Annotated in this window: 28 protein-coding genes; 11 read left to right on the top strand and 17 right to left on the bottom strand. The window is 60.2% G+C overall.

Features of this window, described 5'->3' with window-relative positions; translation table 11 throughout:
• Positions 1 to 152: 152 nt before the first annotated feature.
• From QMX88_RS15030 to cysK, 5 genes are all read right to left on the bottom strand, one after another.
• Positions 153 to 1,007: a DMT family transporter gene (locus QMX88_RS15030; protein ID WP_282370607.1), complete on the bottom strand. Its 855-nt coding sequence runs from the start codon at positions 1,005 to 1,007 to the stop codon at positions 153 to 155.
• 396 nt (positions 1,008 to 1,403) lie between these two features.
• The gene (locus QMX88_RS15025; RefSeq protein ID WP_282370614.1) at positions 1,404 to 2,753 is read right to left on the bottom strand and encodes an alginate export family protein; all 1,350 of its coding nucleotides are present in this window, start codon (positions 2,751 to 2,753) and stop codon (positions 1,404 to 1,406) included.
• A 63-nt stretch (positions 2,754 to 2,816) separates the two neighbouring features.
• Positions 2,817 to 3,734: a glyoxalase gene (locus QMX88_RS15020; RefSeq protein ID WP_442969459.1), complete on the bottom strand. Its 918-nt coding sequence runs from the start codon at positions 3,732 to 3,734 to the stop codon at positions 2,817 to 2,819.
• Between the two features lie 149 nt (positions 3,735 to 3,883).
• Entirely contained in the window at positions 3,884 to 4,822 is a 939-nt protein-coding gene (locus tag QMX88_RS15015) for an aspartyl/asparaginyl beta-hydroxylase domain-containing protein (protein ID WP_133773082.1), read from the bottom strand.
• Between the two features lie 158 nt (positions 4,823 to 4,980).
• The gene (cysK, locus tag QMX88_RS15010; protein ID WP_282370602.1) at positions 4,981 to 5,955 is read right to left on the bottom strand and encodes a cysteine synthase A; all 975 of its coding nucleotides are present in this window, start codon (positions 5,953 to 5,955) and stop codon (positions 4,981 to 4,983) included.
• 126 nt (positions 5,956 to 6,081) lie between these two features.
• Here cysK and QMX88_RS15005 point away from each other — a divergent pair, with 126 nt between their 5' ends.
• Positions 6,082 to 7,155 carry a DUF748 domain-containing protein gene (locus tag QMX88_RS15005; RefSeq protein ID WP_282370600.1) on the top strand — a complete coding sequence of 358 codons (1,074 nt, stop codon included), beginning with the start codon at positions 6,082 to 6,084 and terminating at the stop codon, positions 7,153 to 7,155.
• An 83-nt stretch (positions 7,156 to 7,238) separates the two neighbouring features.
• On the opposite strand, the gene QMX88_RS15000 is transcribed toward QMX88_RS15005, so the two are convergent.
• Together QMX88_RS15000 and QMX88_RS14995 are read right to left on the bottom strand one after the other, a co-directional pair.
• Positions 7,239 to 7,787: a DUF2442 domain-containing protein gene (locus tag QMX88_RS15000; protein WP_282370598.1), complete on the bottom strand. Its 549-nt coding sequence runs from the start codon at positions 7,785 to 7,787 to the stop codon at positions 7,239 to 7,241.
• Complete coding sequence (locus QMX88_RS14995) at positions 7,784 to 8,014, bottom strand: DUF4160 domain-containing protein (RefSeq protein WP_282370596.1); 231 nt, start codon at positions 8,012 to 8,014, stop codon at positions 7,784 to 7,786. Before QMX88_RS14995 ends, QMX88_RS15000 begins: the two co-directional genes overlap by 4 nt.
• Before the next feature lie 206 nt (positions 8,015 to 8,220).
• Here QMX88_RS14995 and QMX88_RS14990 point away from each other — a divergent pair, with 206 nt between their 5' ends.
• The 3 genes from QMX88_RS14990 (at position 8,221) to QMX88_RS14980 (ending at position 11,546) form a co-directional block, all read left to right on the top strand.
• Entirely contained in the window at positions 8,221 to 9,066 is an 846-nt protein-coding gene (locus tag QMX88_RS14990) for an AAA family ATPase (RefSeq protein ID WP_282370594.1), read from the top strand.
• 45 nt (positions 9,067 to 9,111) lie between these two features.
• Complete coding sequence (locus tag QMX88_RS14985) at positions 9,112 to 10,290, top strand: vWA domain-containing protein (RefSeq protein ID WP_282370592.1); 1,179 nt, start codon at positions 9,112 to 9,114, stop codon at positions 10,288 to 10,290.
• Between the two features lie 323 nt (positions 10,291 to 10,613).
• Complete coding sequence (locus tag QMX88_RS14980; RefSeq protein ID WP_282370591.1) at positions 10,614 to 11,546, top strand: hypothetical protein; 933 nt, start codon at positions 10,614 to 10,616, stop codon at positions 11,544 to 11,546.
• 21 nt (positions 11,547 to 11,567) lie between these two features.
• Here QMX88_RS14980 and QMX88_RS14975 read toward each other — a convergent pair whose 3' ends face one another.
• From QMX88_RS14975 to QMX88_RS14945, 7 genes are all read right to left on the bottom strand, one after another.
• The gene (locus QMX88_RS14975) at positions 11,568 to 12,167 is read right to left on the bottom strand and encodes a hypothetical protein (protein ID WP_192170916.1); all 600 of its coding nucleotides are present in this window, start codon (positions 12,165 to 12,167) and stop codon (positions 11,568 to 11,570) included.
• A gap of 106 nt (positions 12,168 to 12,273) precedes the next feature.
• Positions 12,274 to 13,206 carry a biotin-dependent carboxyltransferase family protein gene (locus tag QMX88_RS14970; protein WP_282370589.1) on the bottom strand — a complete coding sequence of 311 codons (933 nt, stop codon included), beginning with the start codon at positions 13,204 to 13,206 and terminating at the stop codon, positions 12,274 to 12,276.
• Positions 13,203 to 13,907, bottom strand: coding sequence for a 5-oxoprolinase subunit B family protein (locus QMX88_RS14965; RefSeq protein ID WP_282370587.1), 705 nt, complete (start codon positions 13,905 to 13,907; stop codon positions 13,203 to 13,205). The genes QMX88_RS14970 and QMX88_RS14965 overlap by 4 nt, the downstream gene beginning before the upstream one ends.
• Positions 13,904 to 14,668: a 5-oxoprolinase subunit PxpA gene (locus QMX88_RS14960; protein WP_282370585.1), complete on the bottom strand. Its 765-nt coding sequence runs from the start codon at positions 14,666 to 14,668 to the stop codon at positions 13,904 to 13,906. The genes QMX88_RS14965 and QMX88_RS14960 overlap by 4 nt, the downstream gene beginning before the upstream one ends.
• 344 nt (positions 14,669 to 15,012) lie before the next feature.
• Positions 15,013 to 15,537: a DUF2937 family protein gene (locus QMX88_RS14955; RefSeq protein WP_282370583.1), complete on the bottom strand. Its 525-nt coding sequence runs from the start codon at positions 15,535 to 15,537 to the stop codon at positions 15,013 to 15,015.
• A gap of 13 nt (positions 15,538 to 15,550) precedes the next feature.
• On the bottom strand, positions 15,551 to 16,324 hold the full coding sequence (locus QMX88_RS14950; RefSeq protein ID WP_282370581.1) for a class II glutamine amidotransferase: 774 nt from the start codon (positions 16,322 to 16,324) through the stop codon (positions 15,551 to 15,553).
• A 51-nt stretch (positions 16,325 to 16,375) separates the two neighbouring features.
• The gene (locus QMX88_RS14945) at positions 16,376 to 16,891 is read right to left on the bottom strand and encodes an MFS transporter (protein ID WP_282370579.1); all 516 of its coding nucleotides are present in this window, start codon (positions 16,889 to 16,891) and stop codon (positions 16,376 to 16,378) included.
• Positions 16,892 to 17,042: 151 nt separating this feature from the next.
• Here QMX88_RS14945 and QMX88_RS14940 point away from each other — a divergent pair, with 151 nt between their 5' ends.
• Together QMX88_RS14940 and QMX88_RS14935 are read left to right on the top strand one after the other, a co-directional pair.
• The gene (locus QMX88_RS14940; RefSeq protein WP_282370577.1) at positions 17,043 to 19,109 is read left to right on the top strand and encodes a S9 family peptidase; all 2,067 of its coding nucleotides are present in this window, start codon (positions 17,043 to 17,045) and stop codon (positions 19,107 to 19,109) included.
• 118 nt (positions 19,110 to 19,227) lie between these two features.
• Positions 19,228 to 19,695, top strand: a complete 468-nt coding sequence (locus tag QMX88_RS14935; protein WP_282370575.1) for a Crp/Fnr family transcriptional regulator — start codon at positions 19,228 to 19,230, stop codon at positions 19,693 to 19,695.
• Positions 19,696 to 19,707: 12 nt separating this feature from the next.
• On the opposite strand, the gene QMX88_RS14930 is transcribed toward QMX88_RS14935, so the two are convergent.
• On the bottom strand, positions 19,708 to 19,995 hold the full coding sequence (locus QMX88_RS14930; RefSeq protein ID WP_282370573.1) for a hypothetical protein: 288 nt from the start codon (positions 19,993 to 19,995) through the stop codon (positions 19,708 to 19,710).
• Between the two features lie 111 nt (positions 19,996 to 20,106).
• Here QMX88_RS14930 and QMX88_RS14925 point away from each other — a divergent pair, with 111 nt between their 5' ends.
• The 4 genes from QMX88_RS14925 to QMX88_RS14910 all read left to right on the top strand — a co-directional run bounded on the left by QMX88_RS14925 (position 20,107) and on the right by QMX88_RS14910 (position 22,345).
• Entirely contained in the window at positions 20,107 to 20,793 is a 687-nt protein-coding gene (locus tag QMX88_RS14925; protein WP_282370571.1) for a spermidine synthase, read from the top strand.
• Between the two features lie 70 nt (positions 20,794 to 20,863).
• Positions 20,864 to 21,235 (top strand): YajD family HNH nuclease, encoded by a 372-nt coding sequence (locus QMX88_RS14920; protein WP_074890657.1) that lies wholly within the window; start codon positions 20,864 to 20,866, stop codon positions 21,233 to 21,235.
• Between the two features lie 164 nt (positions 21,236 to 21,399).
• Positions 21,400 to 21,888 (top strand): RNA methyltransferase, encoded by a 489-nt coding sequence (locus QMX88_RS14915; protein WP_065986778.1) that lies wholly within the window; start codon positions 21,400 to 21,402, stop codon positions 21,886 to 21,888.
• 85 nt (positions 21,889 to 21,973) lie between these two features.
• Entirely contained in the window at positions 21,974 to 22,345 is a 372-nt protein-coding gene (locus tag QMX88_RS14910; protein ID WP_108122086.1) for a YgaP family membrane protein, read from the top strand.
• A 62-nt stretch (positions 22,346 to 22,407) separates the two neighbouring features.
• Here QMX88_RS14910 and QMX88_RS14905 read toward each other — a convergent pair whose 3' ends face one another.
• Positions 22,408 to 22,857 carry a YcgN family cysteine cluster protein gene (locus QMX88_RS14905; protein ID WP_192170907.1) on the bottom strand — a complete coding sequence of 150 codons (450 nt, stop codon included), beginning with the start codon at positions 22,855 to 22,857 and terminating at the stop codon, positions 22,408 to 22,410.
• 306 nt (positions 22,858 to 23,163) lie between these two features.
• Between QMX88_RS14905 and QMX88_RS14900 the strand changes: the two genes are divergently transcribed.
• On the top strand, positions 23,164 to 23,757 hold the full coding sequence (locus tag QMX88_RS14900; RefSeq protein WP_282370559.1) for a nitroreductase family protein: 594 nt from the start codon (positions 23,164 to 23,166) through the stop codon (positions 23,755 to 23,757).
• Positions 23,758 to 23,881: 124 nt separating this feature from the next.
• On the opposite strand, the gene QMX88_RS14895 is transcribed toward QMX88_RS14900, so the two are convergent.
• A complete protein-coding gene (locus QMX88_RS14895) occupies positions 23,882 to 24,814 on the bottom strand; it encodes a D-2-hydroxyacid dehydrogenase (protein ID WP_282370557.1) in 933 nt (310 codons plus the stop codon).
• Between the last annotated feature and the right edge of the window lie 69 nt (positions 24,815 to 24,883).

Below are 24,883 nucleotides of genomic sequence, written 5' to 3'. Positions count from 1 at the left end.
GCTGCGAAGCAGTCGTGAAACCCGACACCCCGGTAATGCCTGACACACGGCACGCACCGGTTTGCTGCCGCTGCGCGCCAGATCGCGAGCAAGCTCACTCCTACAGTTTTCTTCCGCAGTGCTCGACGAATTCGCGGCGGGGGTGGACGGTTCTATTCAACCTTCCTGAACACAAACACCAACCCCACCACAATCAGCACCATCCCCAGCATGCTCATCAGCGCGAGGCGGTTGCCGTAGATCAGGTAGTCCATGATCGCGGTGACGCCGGGCACCAGGTAAAACAGGCTGGTAACGTTAACCAGATTGCCTTGCGCGATGAGCCGATAAAGCAGAAACGTCGCCAGCACCGACACCACCAGCCCCATGTACAGCACCGGCACGAAGAAGCCGAGGCTGTGTTCGAAATGAAAGGGCTGAAACGGAACGAACACGGCACACACCAATGTCCCCGCGAGGTATTGCACCGGCAACGTGCCGAGGGGGTTGTCGGTGATGCGTTTCTGCATGATCGAGCCGCCGGTCATGCTCAACATGCCAAGCACGCCGAATGCCATGCCGGCGAGGGATCCGCCGTTGCCGATGCCTTGCCAGACCACCAGCACCAGGCCGGCCAGCCCCAGAGTCAGGCCAAACATGCGGGACCCCGAGCGGCTGCGTTCAACCAGCACGGCCGTGAGTATCGGTTGCACGCCCATGATCGTGGCCATGACGCCGGGCGCGACTTTCATGTCCAGCGCCAGCAGGTAGCAGATCTGATAAGCCCCCAGCAGCACCGCCCCTGTCATCAACGCAAAGCCCATCGACGCGCGGGTGGCGGGAAGCTTGTAACCCAAGGCCGGGATCAGGATCGCCAGCGCCACAAGCGCCAGCAGGAAACGGAACAGTAGAAATGCAAACGGTGAAGCGTGGGTCAGGCCCCACTTGGAAACGATCGCGCCGCTGCTCCAGAGCAGGACGAAAAGCGTCGTCGTGGCCATTGAGGCCAAGGCTTTATTAGCGAACATGAGTCACCTGTGATTCAGACAAAATCGGACCCGGAACGAACCGGATTCACGGATGTTTTGCGGGCGTTTGCAGGCTTCGGTCGACAGCGTTGACGCAGTCGCTCAGCCGAGCACAACGACGCCTGGCGGTGCAACGACGCACACGACAGGACTGTTCACAGATGGGGGTGGCGGGTAGCGAGTGATGAAGGCGATTTGCATGCAGCTGCACGGTTCCGCAACAGCGCGAGCCATGGCGGATAAAGCGAACCGGGTGCGGGATGCAGGCATCGTGCTCATCTTCTGGAAGGAGTGACTCGGTGTTGCCAAGTGTTACGGCACGACGCCGACTATAACCAGCCAGCGGTGCCTCGTGCAATGCCATAACGCGACGTCGTGAATTGCCCTGATGCAGCGCTACCAGGACAGCTTCAGCTCGACGCCGAGGTAATTGCTGTCGTCCCCGCCGGCATCGCGCACTGACTGGCCGACGTCGTAGTGCACCGCCTCGACCGCGCCGCTCAGATTAGGGGTGAACGCATAGTCCGTGCGCACCTGCCCGTAAGCGCCGGTCCAGCGACTGCCCTGCCCCGCGGTTCCGGCCACCGCGATGTTGGGCTGCACGTAAACGGCGTCTTCGGTGGTCTCCCGCCATTGCAGGCCAAGGGCCGTCTGAATGCTCAGCTTGGCGATCGGCTTGATGGTAATCGACGGTTTGACGTGCAGGATGTTGGCATAGCCGGTGTAGCCCCCCAACGAAAAATAGTAGCCGTTGGGGAACAGCGGATTGAACGTGCCCAGCGTGCCGTCGCCGTTGTTTCGGTCGCCCGACGCGGCGTCCAGTTGCAGACCCAGACGCGGCGTCCAGCTGACGTCGGTAAACGTGTAGCCCACGCGGCTGCCCGCCGCCCACGCGCGAATGCTTTTGGCGCCGACCGAACCGGTCTGCCCCATCGCCTCCAGGTCCCAGTCGTAGCCATCGGCCGCGCCGCCGAGCCGTGCGTCAAAGATATTTCGGTGCTCAGCGCCGTTGGCATCGAGGTAACTGGCGTCGTCGCGTTCATACAACCCGACATAGGCCGACAGCTCGTTACTGCCGCCCACCAGCCGCTCGGCGCGCAGCATGTGAAAGCGAAACTCGTGGTTCGAGCGATCGTCGAAGTGGCGCTCGTCCTGGTATTGCACCGGTCGGCTGGCAATCGCGATGAAGCGCCACAGCCCGGTCTCCCAGTCCGCCCACAAGGCATCGAACGATTGGCGCACGTTCGGTCCGTCGCGGGAGGAAATAAAGCGCTGCAAGTCGAAGGCGAAATCCTGCCGTCCCACACGCGCCTTGAAGGTGTTGTCTCCCAGCTTTTTGGTGTACTCCAGAAACGCCAGGCGCAGGTCGGTGCGATTCTGGTCAGCGCCGCCAATGGTGGTTTTGTCGTAGGCGCGCACGTCTTCCAGCTGGGTAAACACGCGCCAGTTTTCATTGAAGTGCAGATCGACGTGCACCTGAAAGCGCTGCAGCAGATACCGGTCCCGGGCGACATTTCGCGTACCGAACGCGCTGGCGTCGTTCATCTCGAAACGCTCACGCAGGGTGCTGCCCAACGACAGGTATGTCTGGGTGTTGTCCGAAGACAGCGAGATGTACTTCAGGCTGTCCAGCGGCGCTGTCCTGAGGGTTGGATTGGCCAGCACCGACCAATCCTCCTGCCAGCGATTGGTCTTGATCGCCGGCCTGGTTTCAGCCTCGTCAGCACGGGCCGGGCTGCTGGCCATGGGCAGCGCGATTGCCAGGCACAGACCACTCAAACCTGAAGTGAATCGAGCACTCGCCATCGGTCAACCGGCCGCAGCGGTCTGATGAATTTCAGCGACGTAGCCACCCGGAAACTCTACAACTGCCGCCGTACGTCCTGCGCTGGTAAAGGGCTCGACGATCACGTTCACGCCAGCCGCCTTGGCTTTGCTCAACGTATCCTGCAGATCGCCAACCTCATAGCCGGTGTTCTCGTGGCCGAACGGATACGGCAGATGGCCGTCGGTGGCCAGCACGACCATTTTGCCGAACGGCGACTCGATGCGAATGCGGTGGAAAGTGGCATCGGCGCGACCGATCTCGATGCCCGGCGCTTTCTTCTCGTCGCTGACAACTTTGCCGTGGGAGAACGCGATAAACGCTTTTACGAACGCGGCAGCCCGGTCGTTGGACACGTAGACGCGATTCTCGGGAATGGTCTGGAACGGTGCGTAACTCGGCACTTTGGTGTGCCAGTAAAGCTGCATATTCACGCCACCCGGCCACTGCACGACGGCGTCGCGACCGATGGGGTCCGGGAAGTCCGAAACGATGACGTCGGCGCCGGCCTGACGCGCTTCTTTGATCGCCAGGTCCATGTCCTGGACCAGATAGCCGTTGCGCTCATCGCCAAATGGACGAGGGATCGGGGTCTTGAAACCGAACAGCGACACCGTGCCGACCGGCGTTTGAATCAACTGGGACGTCGTGCTGCTCGGCACCGGCAAGACATTGACCACCACCTGTGGCGTGCTCTGGCCGCCGAACGTCGCGGTGAAGCTCTGAACGAAGCGATCCACGTCCGCAGGCGCGACGTAGACGTGGGTGGTGTCGTATTGAGGCGCAACGGCCACGGCGGCGGACTGGGCAAAAGCAACGGTCGGTGCAACCACGGCCGCCATCGGACCGGCCAGGCCGAAAAGCGTGGCGGAAAGCATCAGGAATCTGGCGCGCATGAACATCGTCTCCGGGCAAAAGGGCTGAACGCAGGGTCCGCCGACTGGCCCGGAGAGGATTGAATAGACGTGCTATTTGCCGGTTATGCCCTTGCGCCAGGCATAAAAAAAGCGCCGCTGCACAGGGTGCAACGGCGCTTGGTAAAGCCGGGTTTTTAGCCGAATAGCCAGTAGCCCAGCAGCGTTAGCACGATCACCGCCAGCACCGGACGCAGGATGCGATAGGCCTTGGGGTTGGCGCGTTTGAACTGCTTGACCTTGCCACTGAAGCTGTTACTGAAGCGCTTGCTGAACGCATAGGCCTGATTGATCCCGCCAACGCGTTCGTCATCGGTGTTCTGCGGCGCTGTGGCACGACCCAGAAAAGCGCTGACGCGGCGGTTGACCGCGGTCATGAAACGATTGCTCAGCGGCCGCTCGATGTCACAGAACAGAATCACGCGGGTGACGTCGGTTTCGTTCTTGACCCAGTGCACGTAGGTTTCATCGAACATCACGTCGTCACCGTCGCGCCAGGCGTAGACCTGACCGTCGACAAAGATGCGGCAATCGTCGGAGTTCGGCGTCGACAGGCCCAAGTGATAACGCAAGGAGCCGGCAAACGGATCGCGGTGCGGGTTCAAGTGACTGCCACCGGGCAACAAGGCGAACATCGCGCCTTTGACGTTGGGAATGCGGCTGACCAGTTCGACCGTCTTGGGGCACAGCGCCTCGGCGGACGGCAGCGGTTTGTCGTACCACTTCAGGTAAAAACGCTTCCAGCCTTTCTTGAAGAACGAACCAAAACCCGCGTCGTTGTCCTTCGCGGCGGCACGGATATAGCCTTCGTCGAACAGGTGCATGGCTTCATCACGGATGGTTTCCCAGTTATCACGCAGCACATCGAGCTCGGGAAACTTGCTGCGGTCCAGATAAGGCTTGGACGGCACGCTGGAGAAGAGGTACATCAAGGCGTTATACGGGGCGAACAGTGCGGAGTGATTCACGAACTGGCGCAATACCGGCAAACGCGCCTTGCCGCGCAGATGCACGTACAGCGTGCTGCCGACAAACAGCAGCAGAATCGCCGCTTTGACAGCAAAAGAAAGGGTCATGAAACTCTCCTTGGAACAGGGCCGAACCGCGCGGCCCGAAGCTTACGCCGCTGAAACCGCCGCCGGATGACCTGGGACAATCTTCCGGCGGGTTTCGAATGGCGGCCATCATAAGCCTTAGTCCGCCGGGTAAAAAGCCGAAGCGGCCGCCAACACGACTATTGGGTCAGCTCGCGTTCAGTAAACAGGTCGCTGAAGAGCATGCTCGACAGGTAGCGCTCGCCCGAATCCGGCAGCACCACCACGATCGTCTTGCCCTGCATTTCCGGCTTCTCGGCCATCCGCACCGCTGCGTGCATGGCCGCGCCACAGGAAATACCGCAGAGAATCCCCTCCTCCTGCATCAGGCGCAGGGCCATGGCCTTGGCTTCTTCGTCACTCACCAGTTCGACGCGGTCGACAATCGAGAGGTCGAGGTTTTTCGGGATGAAACCCGCGCCAATGCCCTGAATCTTGTGGGGGCTGGGTTTGATCTCTTCACCGGCCATCGCCTGGGTGATGATCGGCGAGCCCAGCGGTTCGACGGCCACCGAAATGATCGGCTTGCCCATGGCGTGCTTGATGTAGCGCGAGACCCCGGTGATCGTGCCGCCTGTGCCGACGCCCGCAACCAGCACGTCGATAGCGCCGTCGGTGTCGTTCCAGATTTCCGGGCCGGTGGTTTTCTCGTGAATGCCCGGGTTGGCCGGGTTCTCGAACTGCGCCGGCATGAAGTACGTGGCGGGGTCACTGGCAAGCAACTCCTCGGCCTTGGCGATGGAGCCTTTCATGCCCAGCGCCGGCTCGGTCAGCACCAGTTCGGCGCCCAAGGCCTTGAGCACTTTGCGCCGCTCTATGCTCATGGAGGCCGGCATGGTCAGTGTCAGCTTGTAGCCACGGGCTGCGGCAACAAAGGCCAGGCCGATGCCGGTGTTGCCAGAGGTGGGTTCGACGATGGTCATGCCGGGCTTGAGTTTGCCGCTGCTTTCGGCGTCCCAGATCATGTTCGCGCCGATCCGGCACTTGACGGAGTACCCCGGATTACGCCCCTCGATCTTGGCCAGGATAGTGACCCCGCGCGGCGCGATTCGGTTGATCTGCACCAGTGGCGTATTGCCGATGGAATGGGCGTTATCTGCGTAAATACGGCTCATGACCGGGTCCTTGTGCAGGTTTGGAAAAGCTCAAAGCCTATGCCTTGAGCCGGTGCAACGTCCAGTCGAAGCGAACCGATCACATCGCCAGCAGTCAACAAAACTACGTCACTGGAGGGTGGAGACATGAAACGTCGTTACAGCTGGCCGTTATGGACAATTGTTGGCTTGGTGGTGTTGCTGATCGCAGTCCACATCGCGCTGCCCTACGTGGTGCGCAATTACCTCAATGAAAAACTCGCCGACATGGGCGACTACCGCGGTCAGGTCACCGATGTGGACCTGGCCCTGTGGCGCGGGGCGTACCGCATCAATGGCCTGAAAATCGTCAAGGTCGACGGCAAGGTGCCCGTCCCGCTGCTGAATGCGCCGGTCATCGACCTCGCTGTCAGCTGGCACTCGCTGTGGTACGACCATGCCGTGGTCGCCGAGGTCGCATTCGTCAGCCCTGAACTCAACTTCGTCGACGGTGGCGCGGACAAGCGCCAGTCCCAGACCGGTGCGGGCACTGACTGGCGCGCTCAGCTGGACAAGCTGCTGCCGATCACCCTCAACGAGATGCGCATTCAGGACGGCAAGATCACGTTCAGCAATTTCAACTCGACGCCGAGGGTAAAAATCGATGCCGACAACATCAACGCCAGCATCTATAACCTGACCAACGTCGAAGACAAGGCCGGCAAGCGCGATGCCCGTTTCGAGGGCAAGGCCATGCTGCTGGGCCACGCGCCACTGGAAAGCACCGCGACGTTCGACCCGTTCAGCCTAGAGGACTTTGACTTCAAGCTGCGCGCGACCGGTATTCAGCTCAAGCGCCTGAACGACTTCGCCTCTGCGTACGGCAAATTCGACTTCAACGCAGGCGACGGCGATGTGGTCATCGAAGCCCAGGCCACCGATGGCCAACTCAGTGGCTACATCAAACCGCTGCTGCGCAATGTGGATGTATTTGATTGGCAGCAGGACGTCGAGAACCAGAACAAAGGCTTCTTCCGATCGATCTGGGAAGCCGTGGTCGGCGGCAGCGAAACAGTGCTCAAGAACCAAGGGAAAAACCAGTTTGCCACCCGCGTCGAACTCAGCGGCAGTGTTCACAAACAGGACATCAATGCGTTCGAGGCGTTTTTGCAGATCCTGCGCAATGCGTTCGTAAAGGCGTTCAACACGCGCTACGACAGCGGCAAAAGTGAGGCGAAGTAAGCCGGCCACTTTCTACGTAAATGGAGCCAGATCGCGAGCGTTGTGTCGGCGATGGATCATCGTTGACACAACGCCGTCCTGGCTCACTGGTCATCTTCAGCGGTGCCTTTGTTGGCGCCGCTCGCCTCGTCTACACCGCTTCCTGTGCCAACGCCATAAGCCGCACGCTTCTCGGCCAGCAACACGCCGTTCTCTGGCTGATTCTGCAACGCATCCCATCCCAGACACGCCAACGCCAGGGTGCGCGGTGCCGCCTCGCTGCCGTTGGTGTAACGGGTGATGCTGCGCGTGCTGACGCCCAGCGCTTCAGCCGCCATGGCCAGCGGCAAGCCGGTGCGCGCACGCCAGCCGATGAATATCCGCGTGTTTTCGTCGGTAGCGGCCTGCGCCTTGGCGTCCAGGTAAAGGGTGTCGGCGCCGATCTGGATGTCGGGCTCGGCCCACTCGACGGTCCAGCCGTCGTCGCCGATCTGAGCCTGGTTGAACACGTTCGAATCGTTGAGCGGTTGCAGCCCCGGAAATGCAGCGATGTCGCTGCTCAGGTCGAGGACGTATTTCACGTCGTTGATAAATGTCAGCGCCAATTTTTGGTGAGCCAGCGCCTCTACGGTCTTGAGGCGTGGACGTTTCATGGATGCCATCGTTTCCATTCCTCCAGCAGTTCTGTTTGGTGGGCCCTTACCCATTCGAGCGCCTCCCTGAGTACGCCGGCCGGGGCGTGGCCGAGCATGGGTTCAACCAACTGCAGACAGATCAACACATCCAGCCCGCCACCGGTGAGGTGCACGTGAGGCGGCAGGTGACCCTTTTCCCGCAGTTGAATCCTGTATTTGTCCCTGAATCTGTATTTAGTCGACATGCGCTGCAAGGTATCGCTATTTTGGCGATACCTCAACGGTCGTTACAATTTTTAGCCGGTCAGGTCGTGACGCCCCATTCAGATACTGAATAAAGCGTCTGCGTTCACAGTGGCGCGAGGTGCGCGGTATAGTCGCTGCACTCTTTGCGCCCTATCTTGCGCGGTTAAGGCCTACGGCCTGTTCGCGCTGTTCGAGGATTTTCCCGATGAAATTCGAAGGCACCCACGCCTACGTCGCCACAGACGATCTGAAGCTTGCGGTCAATGCCGCCATTACCCTGGAGCGCCCGCTGCTGGTCAAGGGCGAGCCCGGCACCGGCAAGACCATGCTCGCCGAGCAACTGGCCGAATCCTTCGGCGCGCGGCTGATCACCTGGCACATCAAATCGACCACCAAGGCGCACCAAGGCCTCTACGAGTACGACGCGGTCAGCCGCCTGCGCGACTCGCAACTGGGCGTCGACAAAGTCCACGACGTTCGTAATTACCTGAAGAAGGGCAAGCTCTGGGAAGCCTTTGAATCCGAAGAGCGGGTGATTCTGTTGATCGACGAGATCGACAAGGCGGACATCGAATTCCCCAACGACCTGCTGCAAGAACTCGACAAAATGGAGTTCTACGTTTACGAGATCGACGAGACGATCAAGGCCAAAAAGCGCCCGATCATCATCATCACGTCCAACAACGAAAAAGAGCTGCCGGACGCGTTTCTGCGCCGTTGCTTCTTCCACTACATTGCGTTCCCCGATCGCACCACGCTGCAGAAGATCGTCGACGTGCATTACCCGAACATCAAGAAGGACCTGGTCAGCGAAGCACTGGACGTGTTCTTCGATGTGCGCAAAGTCCCGGGCCTGAAGAAAAAACCCTCGACCTCCGAACTGGTGGACTGGCTCAAATTGCTGATGGCCGACAACATCGGCGAAGCGGTTCTGCGCGAGCGCGACCCCACCAAAGCCATCCCGCCGCTGGCCGGCGCGCTGGTCAAGAACGAGCAGGACGTGCAGCTGTTAGAGCGTCTGGCGTTCATGAGCCGTCGCGGCAATCGCTGAGCCTTTTTGGTCAAGCTTATTTAGATCAAGCGCGGGACGCCGACTATGTTGCTCAACCTGTTCAACGAAATGCGCGCTGCCAAAGTGCCGGTTTCGTTGCGTGAACTGCTCGACCTCATTAACGCGCTCAAGCAGCGTGTGACGTTCGCTGACATGGACGAGTTCTATTACCTGTCGCGCACGATTCTGGTGAAGGACGAGCGCCATTTCGACAAGTTCGACCGGGCGTTCGGCGCGTACTTCAATGGCCTGGAAAAGCTCGACGATCACCTGCAGGCGTTGATCCCCGAAGACTGGCTGCGCAAGGAATTCGAGCGCTCGCTGACCGCTGAAGAACGCGCGCAGATTCAGTCCCTGGGCGGCCTGGACAAGCTGATTGAAGAATTCAAGAAGCGTCTGGAAGAGCAAAAGGAACGCCACGCCGGCGGTAATAAATGGATCGGCACCGGCGGCACCAGCCCGTTCGGTTCAGGCGGTTACAACCCCGAGGGAATTCGGGTGGGCGACGCCGGCCAGCGTCAGGGCAAGGCCGCGAAGATCTGGGATCAGCGCGAGTACAAGAACCTTGATGATGGGGTTGAACTGGGCACGCGCAACATCAAAGTGGCCCTGCGGCGCCTGCGCAAGTTCGCGCGTCAGGGTGCGGCAGACGAACTGGACATCGACGGCACGATCGACCACACCGCCCGCGACGCCGGCCTGCTGAACATCCAGATGCGCCCGGAACGCCGCAACACCATCAAGCTGTTGCTGCTGTTCGACATCGGCGGTTCGATGGACGCCCATGTGAAGATCTGCGAAGAACTGTTCTCGGCCTGCAAGACCGAGTTCAAGCACATGGAATATTTCTACTTCCATAACTTCGTCTACGAATCGGTGTGGAAGAACAACCAGCGCCGTACCTCCGAGCGCACCGCCACCCAGGACCTGCTTCACAAATACGGCGCGGATTACAAAGTCATCTTCATCGGCGACGCCGCCATGGCGCCCTACGAAATCACCCAACCGGGCGGCAGCGTCGAGCACTGGAACGAAGAAGCGGGCTACGTCTGGATGCAGCGGTTCATGGCCAAGTTCAAGAAGATCATCTGGATCAATCCCTACCCCAAAGACGCCTGGGCCTACACCACCTCCACCAACATTGTGCGGGACTTGATCGAAGACCAGATGTACCCGCTGACCCTGCGGGGGCTGGAGGAAGGGATGCGGTATTTGGCTAAGTGATGCTGAGATCGTAAGAGCGTGGCTCGTCCCGCGATCGGCGGCGCAGTCGTCGTGAAACCGGATTGTGCGGTACATCAGGCTGAACGCCTTCATCGAGTCATAGGCCGCATCGCGCACATATACGCTCTCACCGAATGAGAACGTATATGTTTTTACATCCTCGGCATTGACATGGACTGCAGGTAGCTGATTACGTCATTTCATCAGTTAAGAATTAACTGATCATCGCAGCCTAACAAAGCGAGTTAGCCACTGTACTAAACGGAAAACATTCCGGCGATTACGGCTGTTTGATATTTAGAAAACAATAAATGGAATTGACAATGAAGAACAATACATCCAAAACAACTGCCCTGCACATGGCAATGATGTTGACATTCATCGGCTTCAGCAGCGGACCAGCAGGTGCAATGGGATTTTTTGGTGCGGAACAAAATAAGCCGCTCAACCTTGAGATGAGCGATCTCATTACAGCAATGAGTGGCGAACCACCTGTAGAAATTTTAAAAGCCGCCGAACCTAAAATCATGGAGCTACCCGACAAACTAACGCGCGTGTTTGGCAGAACCAATAACGAGAATGAAAAAGTGCACTATAGCTTCACAGCTGCTCGCGGGCAGAGGGTTATGATTTACAACTTACCCACTAGAGCCGAGGGACCGGATTGGAACGTCGAGTACAAAATTGATAAAGATTGGATTCAGGTACCGGCCAAGCACAGCTTCATATCCTCGGAGCTGCCACCCAACCAGAAAGTTCTAATGAGAATTTCCAGATCTCCTGGCATGACTATGGAGACTGGCGACAGTTATGTGGTGGAGTTCGGCTCAGCGCCTTATATCGACAGGAAAAGAACTGTACTCTCTGGAGATTACCAATGGTTTCTACCCTATTTTCACGACCATTTCTTTAGACACTCGTTGAGCTGGAGAACTTTGGTAACGGACTCAAAAGGACACCCAGTGGAGGGCGCAATGGTCCACCTCGTCCTGAACCCCGATGAGCACCAACCCCACAAATTAACGATCAAAGAATACATCACCGATCCCTCAGGTTATATCTCTGGCAATATGAGATTCGACGATTGCATCGGTAGAAACACAACCCCTCCCTTCACCGAAGCCCTCAACAGCGGACTAAAATGGAGGGCCACCTATAACACTGGATACTGGAATTTCTCTGTCAGAGGGAATGATATCGGCGGTCTTGAAACATCGCCCTTAACGCAAATGTGCTCAGCCACCACCGTTCGATAACTTCCGCCGAACCCAGTAGGATCAAGCTGTGCTACTGGGTTTTCCGCCTGCTGGCGAAAAAAACCTCGCATACTTTGCGTCCAACCCTTCCAACGTTCGATGAACGATCCCTGCCAAAATGAATATGTATTCCCGTGCCGCTCCACTGAGTGCTTTATCCTCATTCATCAAGCTGTACAGAACGCTCTCTTCCTGCTGCGCCAGCTCAAAACCTAACCCAACCGGTTTAATTAAACCTGCCTCATCAATGGAAAAGGTGAAGGCCTTTCTTGCCAACTCTGAGTTGTTATGCTCAAGCTTTGCTTTTAAAGCGTCTCGCATGCCTTCCATGTCCGTCGCCAGCAATTCAGCTGCCCGGCTGCGAGCATCCAGCTTTACCTGTTCGCGAAACTCCCAAGGACTCAGGGACCTAAAGAAAACACCGCCATCACCAGACGGTCTCAGCGCTCCATCAAGCTTGACTTCATGATATTCAACGTCCGGTGCAGGGGCCTTGAGCACTGCAGCCTGCGTCTGCTCTGTTCCGGAATCGAGTAGCACCTCCCGTTTTATCGTGTCGTTAGTAGTCTCAACACCCCGCGGGGAAGAGTGATTTTGATTGACGACCAATGTCAGGTCCATATCTGCACCTCATATCAAGAACACATGAAGTGCTTAACGACCCTCGCTCGAAAATAGTGACCTCTTAATCCTGACCAGAATTTCTGATAACTACGTAGGACATAAGCTACAGCGCCAAACAACCCGCGAGCGATTGCAAAATCCCCACCTGCTCCCGATGCGCTACCTCCTGCACCACCGCCTTCATCCGCACCACACTCCCCGGCAGTTTCTGCGCCAGCCGGGCCAGTGACAGCGGCGTCAGCGCGCCGAGCCTCGGATAACCACCGATGGTCTGGCGGTCGTTGAGCAGGACGATCGGCTGACCATCCGGCGGGACCTGAATCGCGCCCAGCGGAATGCCTTCGGAGATCATCGGTTTGCCCTGGTAAACCAGTTCCGGCCCGAGCAAGCGCATGCCCATGCGATCGGCACGGCTGTCGAGGGTCCAGTCGCTGTTGAACGCATCGAATAGACTCAGGCCGCTGAACTGGCCGATCTGCGCGCCCAGCACCACGTCCAGCGGACGCTGATCGGAAAAGTCGGGGATGAGGTGATCGGGAAGCGCGTGCAGCTCAAACGACGCCCCTGAATAAGTCAGTTGATCGCCTTCAGCCAGCGCTTTACCGCTTCCTTCGAGCCCGCCCAGCCCTTCGCGCGTGACGGTGGCGCAGCTGCCGAGCACATCGACTGCCGCAAATCCGCCGGGCGCGGCGAGATACGCGCGAGCACCCGTGATAGGCCGGGTAAAACGTAGTTGCTGACCTTTGCGAACGAAGAAGCTGCGCCACGGCGCAATCGGTCGTTCGTCGAGCACGGCGTTCAGATCCGCACCGGCCAGCGCCAGGCAGCAGTCGGATTCGGCCAGCAGCGTCAGACCGCCCAGGGTCACTTCGACAACGGCAGCGTCCAGCGGGTTATTCAACAGTGTGTTGGCCCACGACATCGACACCCAATCCAGCGCCCCGCCTTGGGTAACGCCGAGGTGTCTTACGCCAAAACGTCCCGTGTCCTGCAACAGGCACAGCGGCGTGCTGCTTTTTACCGTGAGCGCGCTCATGCCAGGCCCTCCAGCGGCGTGTCGTCGCCGCCCAGACGCATGAACTCGGCGTGATCAACCGCGGCAAACCGCACGGTATCGCCGGGCTGCATCAGGCTGTAACCGTCGATTTCGCGATCAAAGAGTTTGGCTGGGGTGCGCCCGAGGATGTTCCAGCCGCCGGGCGACTCCAGCGGATAGGCCGCAGTTTGCCGCTCGGCGATGCCGACGCTTCCCGCCGCCACGCGCTTGCGAGGTGTCTTGATGCGCGGCGCGGCGAGGACTTCTTCCACCAGCCCCATGAACGCGAACCCCGGTGCAAAACCCAGCGCGAAGACTTGATACTCGCGCTGGCTGTGGCGGCGAATCACCTCCTCCACCGACAACCCGCTCTGCTTGGACAACAGGCTTAACTCGGGCCCGACGCTTAAGTCGTACCAGACCGGCAACACATGCTGCCGACCGCTTTGGGTGGAGTCGGGTGCAAGATCAGTCAGCGCCTCGGTAATGATTGCCCGAGCCTGTGTCGGACTCAGCGCCAACAGATCGTAATGCACCATCAGCGTGGTGTAGGACGGCACCAGATCAATCAAATGCGCAGCGAAACCCTCGCGCAGACGCAACGTCGCGGCGAGCATCCACGGCATGTTGGCCTCGTCGATGGCGTCGAACAGGCGGACCATCAGGCAATCAATGGCGACGACTTCGATGCGCAGGTTCACAGGGCAGACGGTCCGGCATCAGCGCTGTTCAACGCCTGACGAATGCGCTGGACTGCGTCGATGGAGCTAGCGTTGTCGCCGTGCACGCACAGGGTGTGGGGCGTGAGTCGCAGCTCGCTGCCATCGCTGGCAATCAACGCTTCGCCTCGTGACAAGGTCATGGCCTGGGCGATGATGACTTCTGCATCGTGATGCACAGCTCCCGGCAGATTGCGGGAGACCAGACGCCCTACGCTGTCGTAGGCGCGATCGGCGAAGGCCTCGAACCAGAGCGTGACGCCGAATTCATCGGCAATGGCCTGCGCTGACGAGTTGTCGCGCATGGCCAGCAGCATCAGCGGCAGTTCCGGGTTGTAACGGGCGATGGCTTCGATGACCGCGCGCAGCTGGGTCGGGTTGGCCATCATGTCGTTGTACATCGCGCCGTGGGGTTTGACGTAGCTGACGTGGCTGCCTTGGGCGCGGCAAACGCCGTCGAGTGCGCCGATCTGGTAATGCAGCAGGTCTTGAATCTCTTGCGCAGAACAGGCCATCGAGCGACGGCCGAAACCCACCAAATCCTGATAAGCCGGGTGCGCGCCAATGGTGACGTTGTTGGCCAGCGCCAGCGCGACGGTTTTGCGCATGACGCTCGGATCACCGGCATGAAAGCCGCAGGCGATGTTGGCGCAATCGATGTAGGGCATGACCTCGGCGTCCAGACCCATGGTCCAGGCGCCGTAGCTTTCGCCGATATCACAATTCAATAACAGGCGGCTCAATGGCGTGACTCCTGTGCGAACGAAACGGGGAGAAGCTCGAGTGTACGCGCGGGGTTGTCAGGTTGGCAGCGCGGGAACACAGGGCTGTGCGTTGGGAGCATTCTTCGGCGCGGATGGCTCGAGCGTCCAACTAATTAAAGCGCGGGGCGAGGATAAGAAAAAGTGAACGGTGCGGGGGATCTTTGCTGACCGGGACGGCCCCTTCCTGGCTGAAGCCGGTCCCACTGGGTGCGCGGCGTGTCAGGAAGTCCCAATGGGCACGCGCGGTCTTTAGCGGGACCGGCTTTAGCCGGGAAGGCGTCAGCGAGACCACTGCCCAATCAAGCCAATGCCGGCAATGGGCCTCAGCGCCAGTCGCGACCCACCGGTCGCACGTGATGCCGACCCACAAACACCCAATCAATGAACACCACAATACTTTCGATGACCAGCGAGAACAGCAGCGCGCACATCAGGCCCCAGCCGATGACTTCCGGCGACAGCAGCACCTGCCAGGTATAACCATTCCAGGTTTCGGTGCGGATGTTGGTGTCGGCGGCGGTCAGCACATGCCAGGCGCGGGCATACCACGGGCCTTGCAGGGCCTGCCATTCGCGGTCGAGGGTCTGATTGCGGGTGAGCAGGTTGCTGATGTTGTCGGCGTCGGTGCGGAACACCGGGTCGTCGCTGCTGCGGTAATGCTGGATCAGCGCCTGGACGTCGCCATTGAAGAACCGCAGGGCGGTCTCGTTATAGCCGCGCAGGCTTTGCTGCGCTTCCAGCATGTGCGCTTCGACGCGCTTGCTGTAATCGCTGATGAAGCCTGGAATCTGCACGCCTATCAACAGGCCTGCCGTGAACAACACCAGTCGTATATAGCTGCGCAGCATAGATCCCTCTCTTTCAGGCCGAGCCTTCGGCAACGCATTCGCCGCGGCGCCAAAGACTCCAGTGACCCGGCTCGTAACGGTTCCAGGTCTCGTTTTCGGTGAGCGGCTCGGTGGCAATCACCGTCACCACATCGTTGGGCGTGGTTTCCGCCTGGAAATCGACGATGACGTCGACGTCTTTCAGACGCGCCGGCCCGAACGGGGCGCGGCGGGTGATGTGCACCAGCTTGGTCGAACAGTAGCAAAACAGCCAGTCGCCATCACTGAGCAGCGCATTGAACACGCCTTTGCTGCGGTATTCGTTGCAGGCTTCGACCAGGGTCGGCAGCAGTTGCTCGATCTCGACCGGCTCGGGGAACGCTTCGCGCACCCGGTTGAGCAGATCGCAGAACGCCGCTTCACTGTCGGTATCGCCCACCGGCCGATAGAACGTAGCGCCGGGATTGAAATCCGCGAGCTGGCCGTTATGGGCGAAACACCAGTTGCGCCCCCACAGTTCGCGCACGAAAGGATGGGTGTTGGACAGGCAGACCTTGCCGACGTTGGCCTGACGAATGTGGCCGATGACCACTTCGCTCTTGATCGGGTAACGCTGGACCAGCTGTGCGACTTCCGACTCGCTGCTCGCGGCAGGGTCCTGAAACAGGCGCAGGCCGCGGCCTTCGTAGAAACCGATGCCCCAACCATCGCGGTGCGGACCGGTGCGACCACCGCGCTGGATCAGCCCGGTGAAGCTGAACACGATGTCCGTTGGTACGTTGGCACTCATGCCCAGGAGTTCACACATGCTCAGGTCTCGGTGCGTTGACGCACGCGTCCGGGAAGACGCCGGTCACGATCACAGCTTGGGTTCGACGCGATAACGGCCGCTCGGCCCCGGCGTTGACGCAGCCACTGGCGTTGAAGCGGGCGAGTGGCTGGCGAAGCGCCCTGCCCCTTGATCGGCATAAGGCTCGTCGTGTTCCTTTTGCTCGGCAGCGGCCTGTGCAGCGGCGGCTTCGGCGTGGGCCAGACGGGCTTTTTTCTTGCGCAGGAACGGCAAGCGGATCAAGGCGAAGATGAGGTAGAGCCCCAGGGCGATGGCGCCGTAGGTGGAGAGGTCGAGCACGGCGCGCCAGACGTTGTTGCCGACTTTCAGCGCCAGATCCAGCACGCTGATCGCCAGCGCCGGGGCGTATTGGTCCTTGGCCGGATCGACGATGGTCGGGCAGAACAACAGCACGGCGCCGATCACGCGCAAGGGTTCGCGCAGGTAGCGCCACATCCAGCCGGTCAGCTTGAACCACACCAACAGACAGCCCAACGCGGCGAACGCGTAAAGGCCCCAGGCAATCAGATAGTCGTTGTCGGTCATGACGTCCGTGGTAAGGCAGGTAAAGAGGCGCTTATGATAACGACTTTTCACCAGCCCGGCTTCCCCGGCTTCAGTTATCGGTCTGCCGCGTGTCCAGCACCGGGCAGCGCGACCGATCCCGTTCAGATGAGCCCACGTGAGAGAGCCCAGCATGCCTTCCGCCCCACACACTTCCAACGCCCCCGTCGCCCCCGTTGCCCGCAAGGCTGACGGCGCCGACCCGTACGCCTGGCTGCAAAACCGCGACACCGATGAAGTGCTCGATTACCTCAAGGCCGAGAACGCCTGGCAGGAACAGCAGCTCGCCGACCTGCAGCCGTTGCGCGAAACCCTGTTTCAGGAGATCAAGGGCCGTATCCTCGAAACCGACCTGTCACTGCCCTCCCCCTGGGGCCCGTATCTTTACTACACCCGCACCACCGAGGGCGACGAATACGCCCGTCACTACCGCTGCCCGCGTCCGGCCGATGACTCCCAGACCCTCGACGAAAGCGCTGAAGAGTTGCTGCTCGACCCCAACGAACTGGCCGGCGGTGGCTTCTTCTCCCTCGGCGCGTTCAGCATCAGCCCCGACCATCAACGCTTGGCCTACAGCCTCGACACCAGCGGCGAAGAGGTTTATCGGCTGTACGTCAAAGAGCTGAGCAACGGCGCGATCAGCAGTCTGCCGTTCGAAGACTGTGACGGCAGCATGACGTGGGCGAACGACAGCCAGACGCTGTTCTTCGGCGAGCTGGACGATACCCATCGTCCGCACAAGCTGTACCGCCATAAACTGGGCGACGCATCCGCCGAGCCGGTGTTCACCGAGCCCGACGGGCGCTTCTTCCTGCATTGCTACCGCAGCAGCTCGGAGCGGCAGTTAATTGTGGGGCTGGACAGCAAAACCACCAGCGAGGCCTGGGTGCTGGACGCCGACACACCCCAGCAGAAGTTCGTGTGCATGGCGCCGCGCAGCGAGGGGCACGAATACTCAGTGGATCACGGCCTGATTGAGGGCAAGTGGAGCTGGGTCATCCGCAGCAATCAGGACGGCATCAACTTTGCGCTGTACCACGCACCCGAAAAACCCGACGGCGCACCTGAGCGGAGCGACTGGCAGAACCTGATTGCCCACAGCGAGACGGTCATGCTCGACGGCTTCAGCCTCAACGCCAAAGGCCTGACCTTGAGCCTGCGCGAAGGCGGCTTGCCAATCGTCGAAGTCCATCCCCAAGGTCTGCCGGCCTATCGCGTGCAACTGCCGGATGCGGCGTACAACCTGTATGTGCAGGACACCCTTGAGTTCGAGAGCGACAAAATTCGCCTGCGCTATCAATCACTGAATCGTCCGCCGCAGGTCTGGCAATTGTCGCTGGCCACCGGGGAGCAGGTCGTACTCAAGGAAACGCCCGTACTGGGTGTGTTCGACGCCGATGCCTACGTCAGCCAGAGGTTGTGGGCGACAGCCGCCGACGGTACGAAAGTGCCGATCAGCCTGGTGGTCAAACGCGAGCTGGCCGGTCAGACCGTTCCGCTGTATCTGTACGGCTATGGCGCATACGGCGAAAGCCTGGACCCGTGGTTTTCCCACGCGCGGCTGAGCCTGCTCGACCGCGGCATCGCTTTCGCCATCGCCCATGTGCGCGGCGGCGGTGAGCTGGGCGAGGCCTGGTACCGCAACGGCAAGCAGGAGCACAAGCAGAACACCTTCAGCGACTTCATCGCCTGCGCCGAACACTTGATCCCGGAGAACATCACCACTGCCGAACAACTGGTGATCAGCGGCGGCAGTGCTGGCGGCCTGTTGATTGGCGCGGTGGTCAATCAGCGTCCGGAGCTGTTCAAGGCGGCCATCGCTGAAGTGCCGTTCGTCGATGTGCTCAACACCATGCTCGATCCCGATCTGCCGCTGACCGTCACCGAGTACGACGAATGGGGCAACCCGCAAGAGCCCGATGTTCACGCGCGCATCAAGGCCTACGCGCCTTATGAAAACGTCACGGCGCAGCAGTATCCGGCCATGCTGGTGATCGCGGGCTATAACGACAGCCGTGTGCAGTATTGGGAAGCGGCCAAGTGGGTGGCGAAACTGCGTGATCTGAAAACCGACGACAACCTGCTGTTGCTCAAGACCGAACTGGGCGCGGGCCACGGCGGCATGAGCGGGCGTTATCAGGGATTGCGTGACGTAGCACTCGAATACGGCTTTATTCTGAAAGTGCTGAACCTTGCCTGACGAAATCTGCGCAGGCGGTGTGTCACATGGCAAGCCCCGGACGCTGTAAAGTCCGGGGCGGCTCTCACGCCAGTCAGTGCTTCACGCAATCCCCCTGAACACTCAACAAGAACTCGCCATGTCTACATTACTCAACAAAGAAATCCGCGACATGCTGATGGACTGCGGTCTGTTCATCGCCCTGACGCCCGCGGAATTTGCCGCGGCTGCGGGATACTTCAGCATCAGCAACATTGAAAAAGGTGACGCGATCTTCAACGAAGGCGACGCGGGCACGTTCATGTGCATCATTCATTCGGGCACGGTGTCGGTGCAGAAGCTCAACAGCGACGGTCATCCGGTGGAGACCGCCACTCTGCGCAGTGGCAGGGCGTTTGGCGATATGGCGGTGCTGGACGGCGAACGCCGCTCGGCCACGTGCGTTGCCGCGTCTTCGTGCGATCTGTTGAACCTGGGCAAGGACTCGCTGGACAAGATGCTCAACGAAGCGCCGAAAGTGGCGGCGAAGATCATCCGCGCGATCGCGGTGGCGATGTCGAAGCGGCTGCGCATGATGGATGGGCAGGTGGTGGCGCAGCAGGATTAAGCAGAACGGCCTTCAGGGATTCGGCTTGGCGGACGGCTGCAAGCCCGGCAACGGCTCATCGTCCTTTGGCGGACCTGGCTGGGGAATCTTCGGCAGCAGTGGCGGGTTGCCCTGTCCACCTGCGTGGGGAATGCCCGGCGGTGCAACTTGCGGGTACGGCGTTGGCGTTGCGGTGCCGGGCGAACCGGCGGACGCCGCAATGGGCTCGGGCGTATTCAGAACAGGTTGCAGGCTCTCGGCAGACGCTTGCGACACGCCGAGCACAGTGATGACAATCGTCAGTAGAATGGAGCACTTCATCGTTGGCCTCCCCTGCCAATCTTTCGCTTATCGCTCAGGCTACTCCTGCGCAACCCATCGCGCTCTGACAAATTGCGCTGTATGCGGCCCGATCCTTTTGACGAGTTATCCATGAAACGTTTTGTTCTGCTCGACACCACTCCGATCCCCGATAACGGCGGCGCCTTGTGCCTGTTCGAGTACGGCGAGGATTTTGTCATCAAGATCCAGGGTGGCGACGGCGGCCAGTTGATGAACACGCGCATGCACGGTTCCGAAGACGCCCTGGCCGAAATCCCCTGCAAGAAGGTCGCGTCCCGCCTCAACCCGCGGGTGCTCATCGGCGGACTGGGCATGGGCTTCACCCTGGCGTCGGCACTCAAGCACTTGGGCAAGAACGGCGAAGTCGTCGTCGCTGAGCTGGTGCCGGGCGTCGTCGATTGGAACCGTGGTGCGCTGGGTGAGAAGTCGGGCAATCCGTTGCAGGACCCACGCGCCAAGGTGGTGGTGCAGGACGTCGCCCAAGTGCTGAAAGCCGAACCCCAGGGCTTTGACGCGATCATGCTCGACGTCGACAACGGCCCTGAAGGCCTGACGCAAAAATCCAACAGCTGGCTGTATTCGGCCGGTGGTCTTGCGGCATGTGCCAGCGCGCTGCGGCCCAAAGGCGTATTGGCCGTATGGTCCGCCAGTGCAGATGCGGCCTTCAGCGACAAACTGCGCAAGGCCGGTTTCAAGGCCGAAGAGGTCAAGGTCTACGCCCACGGCAACAAGGGCACACGGCATACCATCTGGATCGCTGAAAAACTCAAGGGCTGATCGACGGGCAAAGCGCTAGACTTGCCTGCATTGCTCTCCATCGCCAACAGAACACGAAACAGGTGACGCCATGAGTTCGGCCAACACGCCAACCAATACTTCCAAACTGGACCGCATCCTCGCCGACAACCAGCGTGACCGTGAAATGGGTTACCGCGACAAAGCCCTGCGCATGTACCCCCATGTCTGCGGCCGCTGCGCCCGGGAATTTGCCGGCAAACGCCTGAGCGAGTTGACCGTTCACCACCGCGACCACAACCACGACAACAATCCCCAGGACGGCTCCAACTGGGAACTGCTGTGCCTGTACTGCCACGACAACGAACACTCGCGCTACACCGACCAGCAATACTTCTCGGAAAGCTCGACCAGCAGCCCGAAAACCGCCAAAGCGACTCACAACCCGTTCGCCGCGCTGGCCGGGTTGATGAAGAAGGATTGAGGCGTTGAGCTGCAAGTTTTAAGCGGCAAGCGGCAAGTAAAAGCACAGCGGCGTTTGTCGGGCCACCGTTCACCGCCTCTTGCAGCTTAAAGCTTGAGGCTTGCAGCTTCCTGCTGCCTCTTTCCCCTATAATCCCGCGCTTTCTCTGATGAGCACCCTCCCCCGTGGCCAACAAACGCTATGCCTGCATCGGCTTGTTCAATCCCAAATCCCCGGAAAACGTCGGTTCGGTGATGCGCGCAGCAGGCTGCTATGGCGTGGCGTCGGTGTTCTACACCGGCAAGCGCTACGAGCGTGCCCGTGATTTCGTTACCGACACCAAGAAGATCCACCAGGACATCCCGCTGATCGGTATTGATGATCTGCGAAAGATCATCCCGCTGGGCTGCGTGCCGGTGGCCGTGGAATTGGTCGAGGGCGCACGTGCGTTGCCGGAGTACACCCACCCTGATCGGGCGATCTATATCTTCGGGCCGGAAGACGGTTCGCTGGATAAGGAGATCCGCGATTGGTGCGAAGACGTGGTGTACATCCCCACGACGGGCTGCATGAACCTCGCCGCGACCGTCAACGTCGTGCTTTACGACCGCATGGCCAAAGGCATCAACACCCGCTCTGGCCCGCAGTTCGGACGGGAAACCGATCGCACCTGACGTTCGAGCGCTGATAAAACGCATTGAACAGTTTGCGCTGGTGACAGTCAGCTTTAAGGACCCTACCCTTCACGGAGAACGCATCATGAGCGACACCCCGATCATTGAACGCATCGAACGACCTTTGCACGATTACCCGGAGCAGAACGTACAAGGCTGGGAGCGCATCGGCTCGCTGGCAGGTGGTGTCCTGATGATGGGCAAAGGCCTGCGCCGCGGCGGGATCTTTGGTCTGGTGCAACTGGCAATCGGCGGCGCCGTTCTGGCCCGTGGCATCACCGGCCACTGCTCGGCCAAAGCGCTGATCGACAAAAGTCGCAGCGAGATGGACGTGGCCCGTTCGCGCATCGAAGAAGCCGGCGCAGAACTGAGCAAGCTGAAAACCAAGGCTGAAGTGGCTGTAGAAGATGCTGTCGACACCGGCGTCGACGCGTTGAAAGGTCCGAAAGGCGTCTGATCGACGCTGCATCGCAACCAAGCTCGTGACGGCTGAACCGACAGCCTCACGAGCTTTTTGCGTTAGCCCGCACGAAAAATCAGGTAATCCTCCCAGTCGTCCTCAGGCACGCTGCCTTCGCTGAGCATGCGCCCGGACTGAGAAATACGCTGTTTGTGCACCTGTTCCCGGTCCCCGCACACCAGATGGTGCCAGAGCGGCAGGTCCTTGCCCTCGCTGACCAGCCGATAGCCGCAGGTGGGCGGCAGCCATTTGAATTCGTCGGCTTTTCCGGGCGTCAGCTGAATGCAGTCCGGGACCTGGGCCCGGCGATTCGGGTAGTCAGTGCAGGCGCAGGTCTTCAGGTCCAGCAGCTTGCAGGCGATGCGCGTGTAATAAACGCTACCGTCGTCCTCGTCCTCGAGCTTTTGCAGGCAGCACAAACCGCAGCCGTCACACAGCGACTCCCACTCGACGGCATCGAGTTGATCGAGGGTTTTGCGTATCCAGAAGGGTTCAACGATGGCGGCCATGGTTCTCGCGCAAACAGCTGTGGGGCAATGAAAGGCCGCCAGTCTAGAGGTACACGGCAGTTGGGCCAAGCATTGGCGACTGTCGGTACGACGCGCGCGCCTGATAGATCCGGTTTGAGCGGGAAATACGGCAGGCTTGTCAGCAGCGAGGCGGCGCAGTAGCGTTAGGCCCTCGCGGGCAGCACCACCAATGCCCGCGCCTTACCCTAGTCTTTTTCGACGATGCCTGCCGTCCACGGCCCATCTGAATGATCACGTCGCCTGGCCCCAGGCGGATGGTTTTATCTCTCTTTCAGGATCGCATCCATGAGCGCCAATCCCCGTGTTGCCGAGTACGCCATCGACCCTCAATTCATCGAGCGCTGGTCGCCGCGCGCGTTCAGCGGCGAGAGCATTCCCGAGGAAACCCTGCTGAGTTTTTTTGAAGCCGCGCGCTGGGCGCCCTCTGCGTACAACTCACAGCCATGGCGTTTTCTCTACGCCCGCCGAGACACGCCGAACTGGGAGCGTTTCCTCGGCCTGCTGAATGAATTCAATCGCGGCTGGGCACAGCATGCCTCGGCGCTGGTGATCATTATTTCCAAAACCACCTTCACCGCTCCCGGCGCGACTGAAGAAACACCGGCGCTGTGGCACACCTTCGACACGGGTTCGGCATGGGGATACCTGGCGCTGCAAGCAAGTCTCAGCGGTTGGCACACCCATGGCATGGCCGGTTTTGATCAGGAGCTGACTCGCCAGGCGCTGAAGATTCCGGAGGAATACGCAGTGCATGCGGCGGTGGCGATCGGCAAGCTGGGGGATAAATCGACGCTGGCTGAATACCTTCAGGCCCGCGAGACGCCGAGCCCGCGTCGGCCGCTGACTGAACTGGCGGCTGAGGGGGATTTCAGTCTGTAGGAAAGGGACGCTGCATTTTAGTGGGACCGGCATTAGCCGGGAAGGCGTCGGGGGCCACTCCACAAAATGGATGGCGTACACACTGGCCTCTTCCCGGCTGAAGCCGGTCCCACAAGGACAGGCTTCAATACCCCTTCGCGAAATCCACTTCTCCGCGCAACGCCTCGCCGGCCTTATAGGCCTTGAGGTTGTCCACAAACAGCTGGGTCATCGCCGGCGGCGACGTCGGTGCCGAGCTGTGACCGGTGAGCAACAGGCCCCACGCCGTCCAGAACGGGTGACGCTGGGGCAGCGGCTCTTGCCGGCAGACATCAATGACCGCCCCCGCCAGATGTCCTTCCTTCAGCGCTTCGACCAGATCCGCATCCACCACCGCCGTGCCCCGACCGACGTTGATGAACAACGCCGAAGGCTTGAAGCGGGCAAACAGTTTGGCGTTGTAAAGATCCTGGGTCTGCGGCGTGTTGGGCAGCAGATTGATGACGAAATCAACCTCGGCCACCAGACGCGGCAGGTCCTCCACCGCAGCCACCTCAACAAACGGCGCTTCGGTCCGCGCACTCGACGCAATGCCATACAGCTCGACGCCGAACGGCACGAGGAACTGCGCCACGCACCGGCCAATGTCGCCCGTCCCGACGATCAACGCCTTGCGCCCGGACAGGCTGCGGCCCATTCGGTTGTCCCACTTGCGCTCGACCTGACTGACCAACCGCGCCAGCACTTCACGTTCGTGGACCAGCATGTAGGTCAGCACGAACTCGGCCATCACCTGACCGAAGATGCCAACCGCGCGGGTGAGTTGATAGTCGCGGTACAGGCCGTCAGCCAGCAGCGGCGTGATGCCGGCCCAGGTCGATTGCAGCCATTTCGGTTTGTGGCCCTGGCGCAGCAGATTCGCCAGCAGGTCAGGCTGGCCAAGCCAGATCGGCGCCTCGGCGGCCATTTTTGACAGTTCGGCGGAGTTACCGCTGCTCAGCACTTCGATCTCGGGGGCTGTCTGGCGGAGCAGTTCGGTGTAAATGGGGTAATCGTGTTCGGCGATCAGAACGCGCATGGCTTCAAAACTCGAATAAACGGGGCATGCGACCGCGCAGCGTTCCGGACCGCGCTCGGTTGAGCCGGT

It is taken from the genome of Pseudomonas sp. PS02290 (genome assembly GCF_029960075.1).
Lineage (GTDB): Bacteria > Pseudomonadota > Gammaproteobacteria > Pseudomonadales > Pseudomonadaceae > Aquipseudomonas.
Note: the sequence above shows the minus strand (reverse complement) of the source record. Positions and strands in the feature narration are given on the sequence as shown.

Excerpts from the sequence above, each read along its gene's own strand:
- QMX88_RS15005 (WP_282370600.1), top strand. The coding sequence starts at position 6,082 with ATGAAACGTCGTTACAGCTGGCCGTTATGGACAATTGTTGGCTTGGTG.
- QMX88_RS14905 (WP_192170907.1), bottom strand. The coding sequence starts at position 22,857 with ATGGCCGCCATCGTTGAACCCTTCTGGATACGCAAAACCCTCGATCAA.
- QMX88_RS14910 (WP_108122086.1), top strand. The coding sequence starts at position 21,974 with ATGAGCGACACCCCGATCATTGAACGCATCGAACGACCTTTGCACGAT.
- QMX88_RS14980 (WP_282370591.1), top strand. The coding sequence starts at position 10,614 with ATGAAGAACAATACATCCAAAACAACTGCCCTGCACATGGCAATGATG.
- QMX88_RS14950 (WP_282370581.1), bottom strand. The coding sequence starts at position 16,324 with ATGTGTGAACTCCTGGGCATGAGTGCCAACGTACCAACGGACATCGTG.
- QMX88_RS14935 (WP_282370575.1), top strand. The coding sequence starts at position 19,228 with ATGTCTACATTACTCAACAAAGAAATCCGCGACATGCTGATGGACTGC.
- QMX88_RS14995 (WP_282370596.1), bottom strand. The coding sequence starts at position 8,014 with ATGTCGACTAAATACAGATTCAGGGACAAATACAGGATTCAACTGCGG.
- cysK (WP_282370602.1), bottom strand. The coding sequence starts at position 5,955 with ATGAGCCGTATTTACGCAGATAACGCCCATTCCATCGGCAATACGCCA.
- QMX88_RS14930 (WP_282370573.1), bottom strand. The coding sequence starts at position 19,995 with ATGAAGTGCTCCATTCTACTGACGATTGTCATCACTGTGCTCGGCGTG.
- QMX88_RS14920 (WP_074890657.1), top strand. The coding sequence starts at position 20,864 with ATGAGTTCGGCCAACACGCCAACCAATACTTCCAAACTGGACCGCATC.
- QMX88_RS15015 (WP_133773082.1), bottom strand. The coding sequence starts at position 4,822 with ATGACCCTTTCTTTTGCTGTCAAAGCGGCGATTCTGCTGCTGTTTGTC.
- QMX88_RS14940 (WP_282370577.1), top strand. The coding sequence starts at position 17,043 with ATGCCTTCCGCCCCACACACTTCCAACGCCCCCGTCGCCCCCGTTGCC.
- QMX88_RS14925 (WP_282370571.1), top strand. The coding sequence starts at position 20,107 with ATGAAACGTTTTGTTCTGCTCGACACCACTCCGATCCCCGATAACGGC.
- QMX88_RS15000 (WP_282370598.1), bottom strand. The coding sequence starts at position 7,787 with ATGAAACGTCCACGCCTCAAGACCGTAGAGGCGCTGGCTCACCAAAAA.
- QMX88_RS14900 (WP_282370559.1), top strand. The coding sequence starts at position 23,164 with ATGAGCGCCAATCCCCGTGTTGCCGAGTACGCCATCGACCCTCAATTC.
- QMX88_RS15020 (WP_442969459.1), bottom strand. The coding sequence starts at position 3,734 with ATGTTCATGCGCGCCAGATTCCTGATGCTTTCCGCCACGCTTTTCGGC.
- QMX88_RS14895 (WP_282370557.1), bottom strand. The coding sequence starts at position 24,814 with ATGCGCGTTCTGATCGCCGAACACGATTACCCCATTTACACCGAACTG.
- QMX88_RS14945 (WP_282370579.1), bottom strand. The coding sequence starts at position 16,891 with ATGACCGACAACGACTATCTGATTGCCTGGGGCCTTTACGCGTTCGCC.
- QMX88_RS15025 (WP_282370614.1), bottom strand. The coding sequence starts at position 2,753 with ATGGCCAGCAGCCCGGCCCGTGCTGACGAGGCTGAAACCAGGCCGGCG.
- QMX88_RS14970 (WP_282370589.1), bottom strand. The coding sequence starts at position 13,206 with ATGAGCGCGCTCACGGTAAAAAGCAGCACGCCGCTGTGCCTGTTGCAG.
- QMX88_RS14990 (WP_282370594.1), top strand. The coding sequence starts at position 8,221 with ATGAAATTCGAAGGCACCCACGCCTACGTCGCCACAGACGATCTGAAG.
- QMX88_RS14985 (WP_282370592.1), top strand. The coding sequence starts at position 9,112 with ATGTTGCTCAACCTGTTCAACGAAATGCGCGCTGCCAAAGTGCCGGTT.
- QMX88_RS14975 (WP_192170916.1), bottom strand. The coding sequence starts at position 12,167 with ATGGACCTGACATTGGTCGTCAATCAAAATCACTCTTCCCCGCGGGGT.
- QMX88_RS15030 (WP_282370607.1), bottom strand. The coding sequence starts at position 1,007 with ATGTTCGCTAATAAAGCCTTGGCCTCAATGGCCACGACGACGCTTTTC.
- QMX88_RS14955 (WP_282370583.1), bottom strand. The coding sequence starts at position 15,537 with ATGCTGCGCAGCTATATACGACTGGTGTTGTTCACGGCAGGCCTGTTG.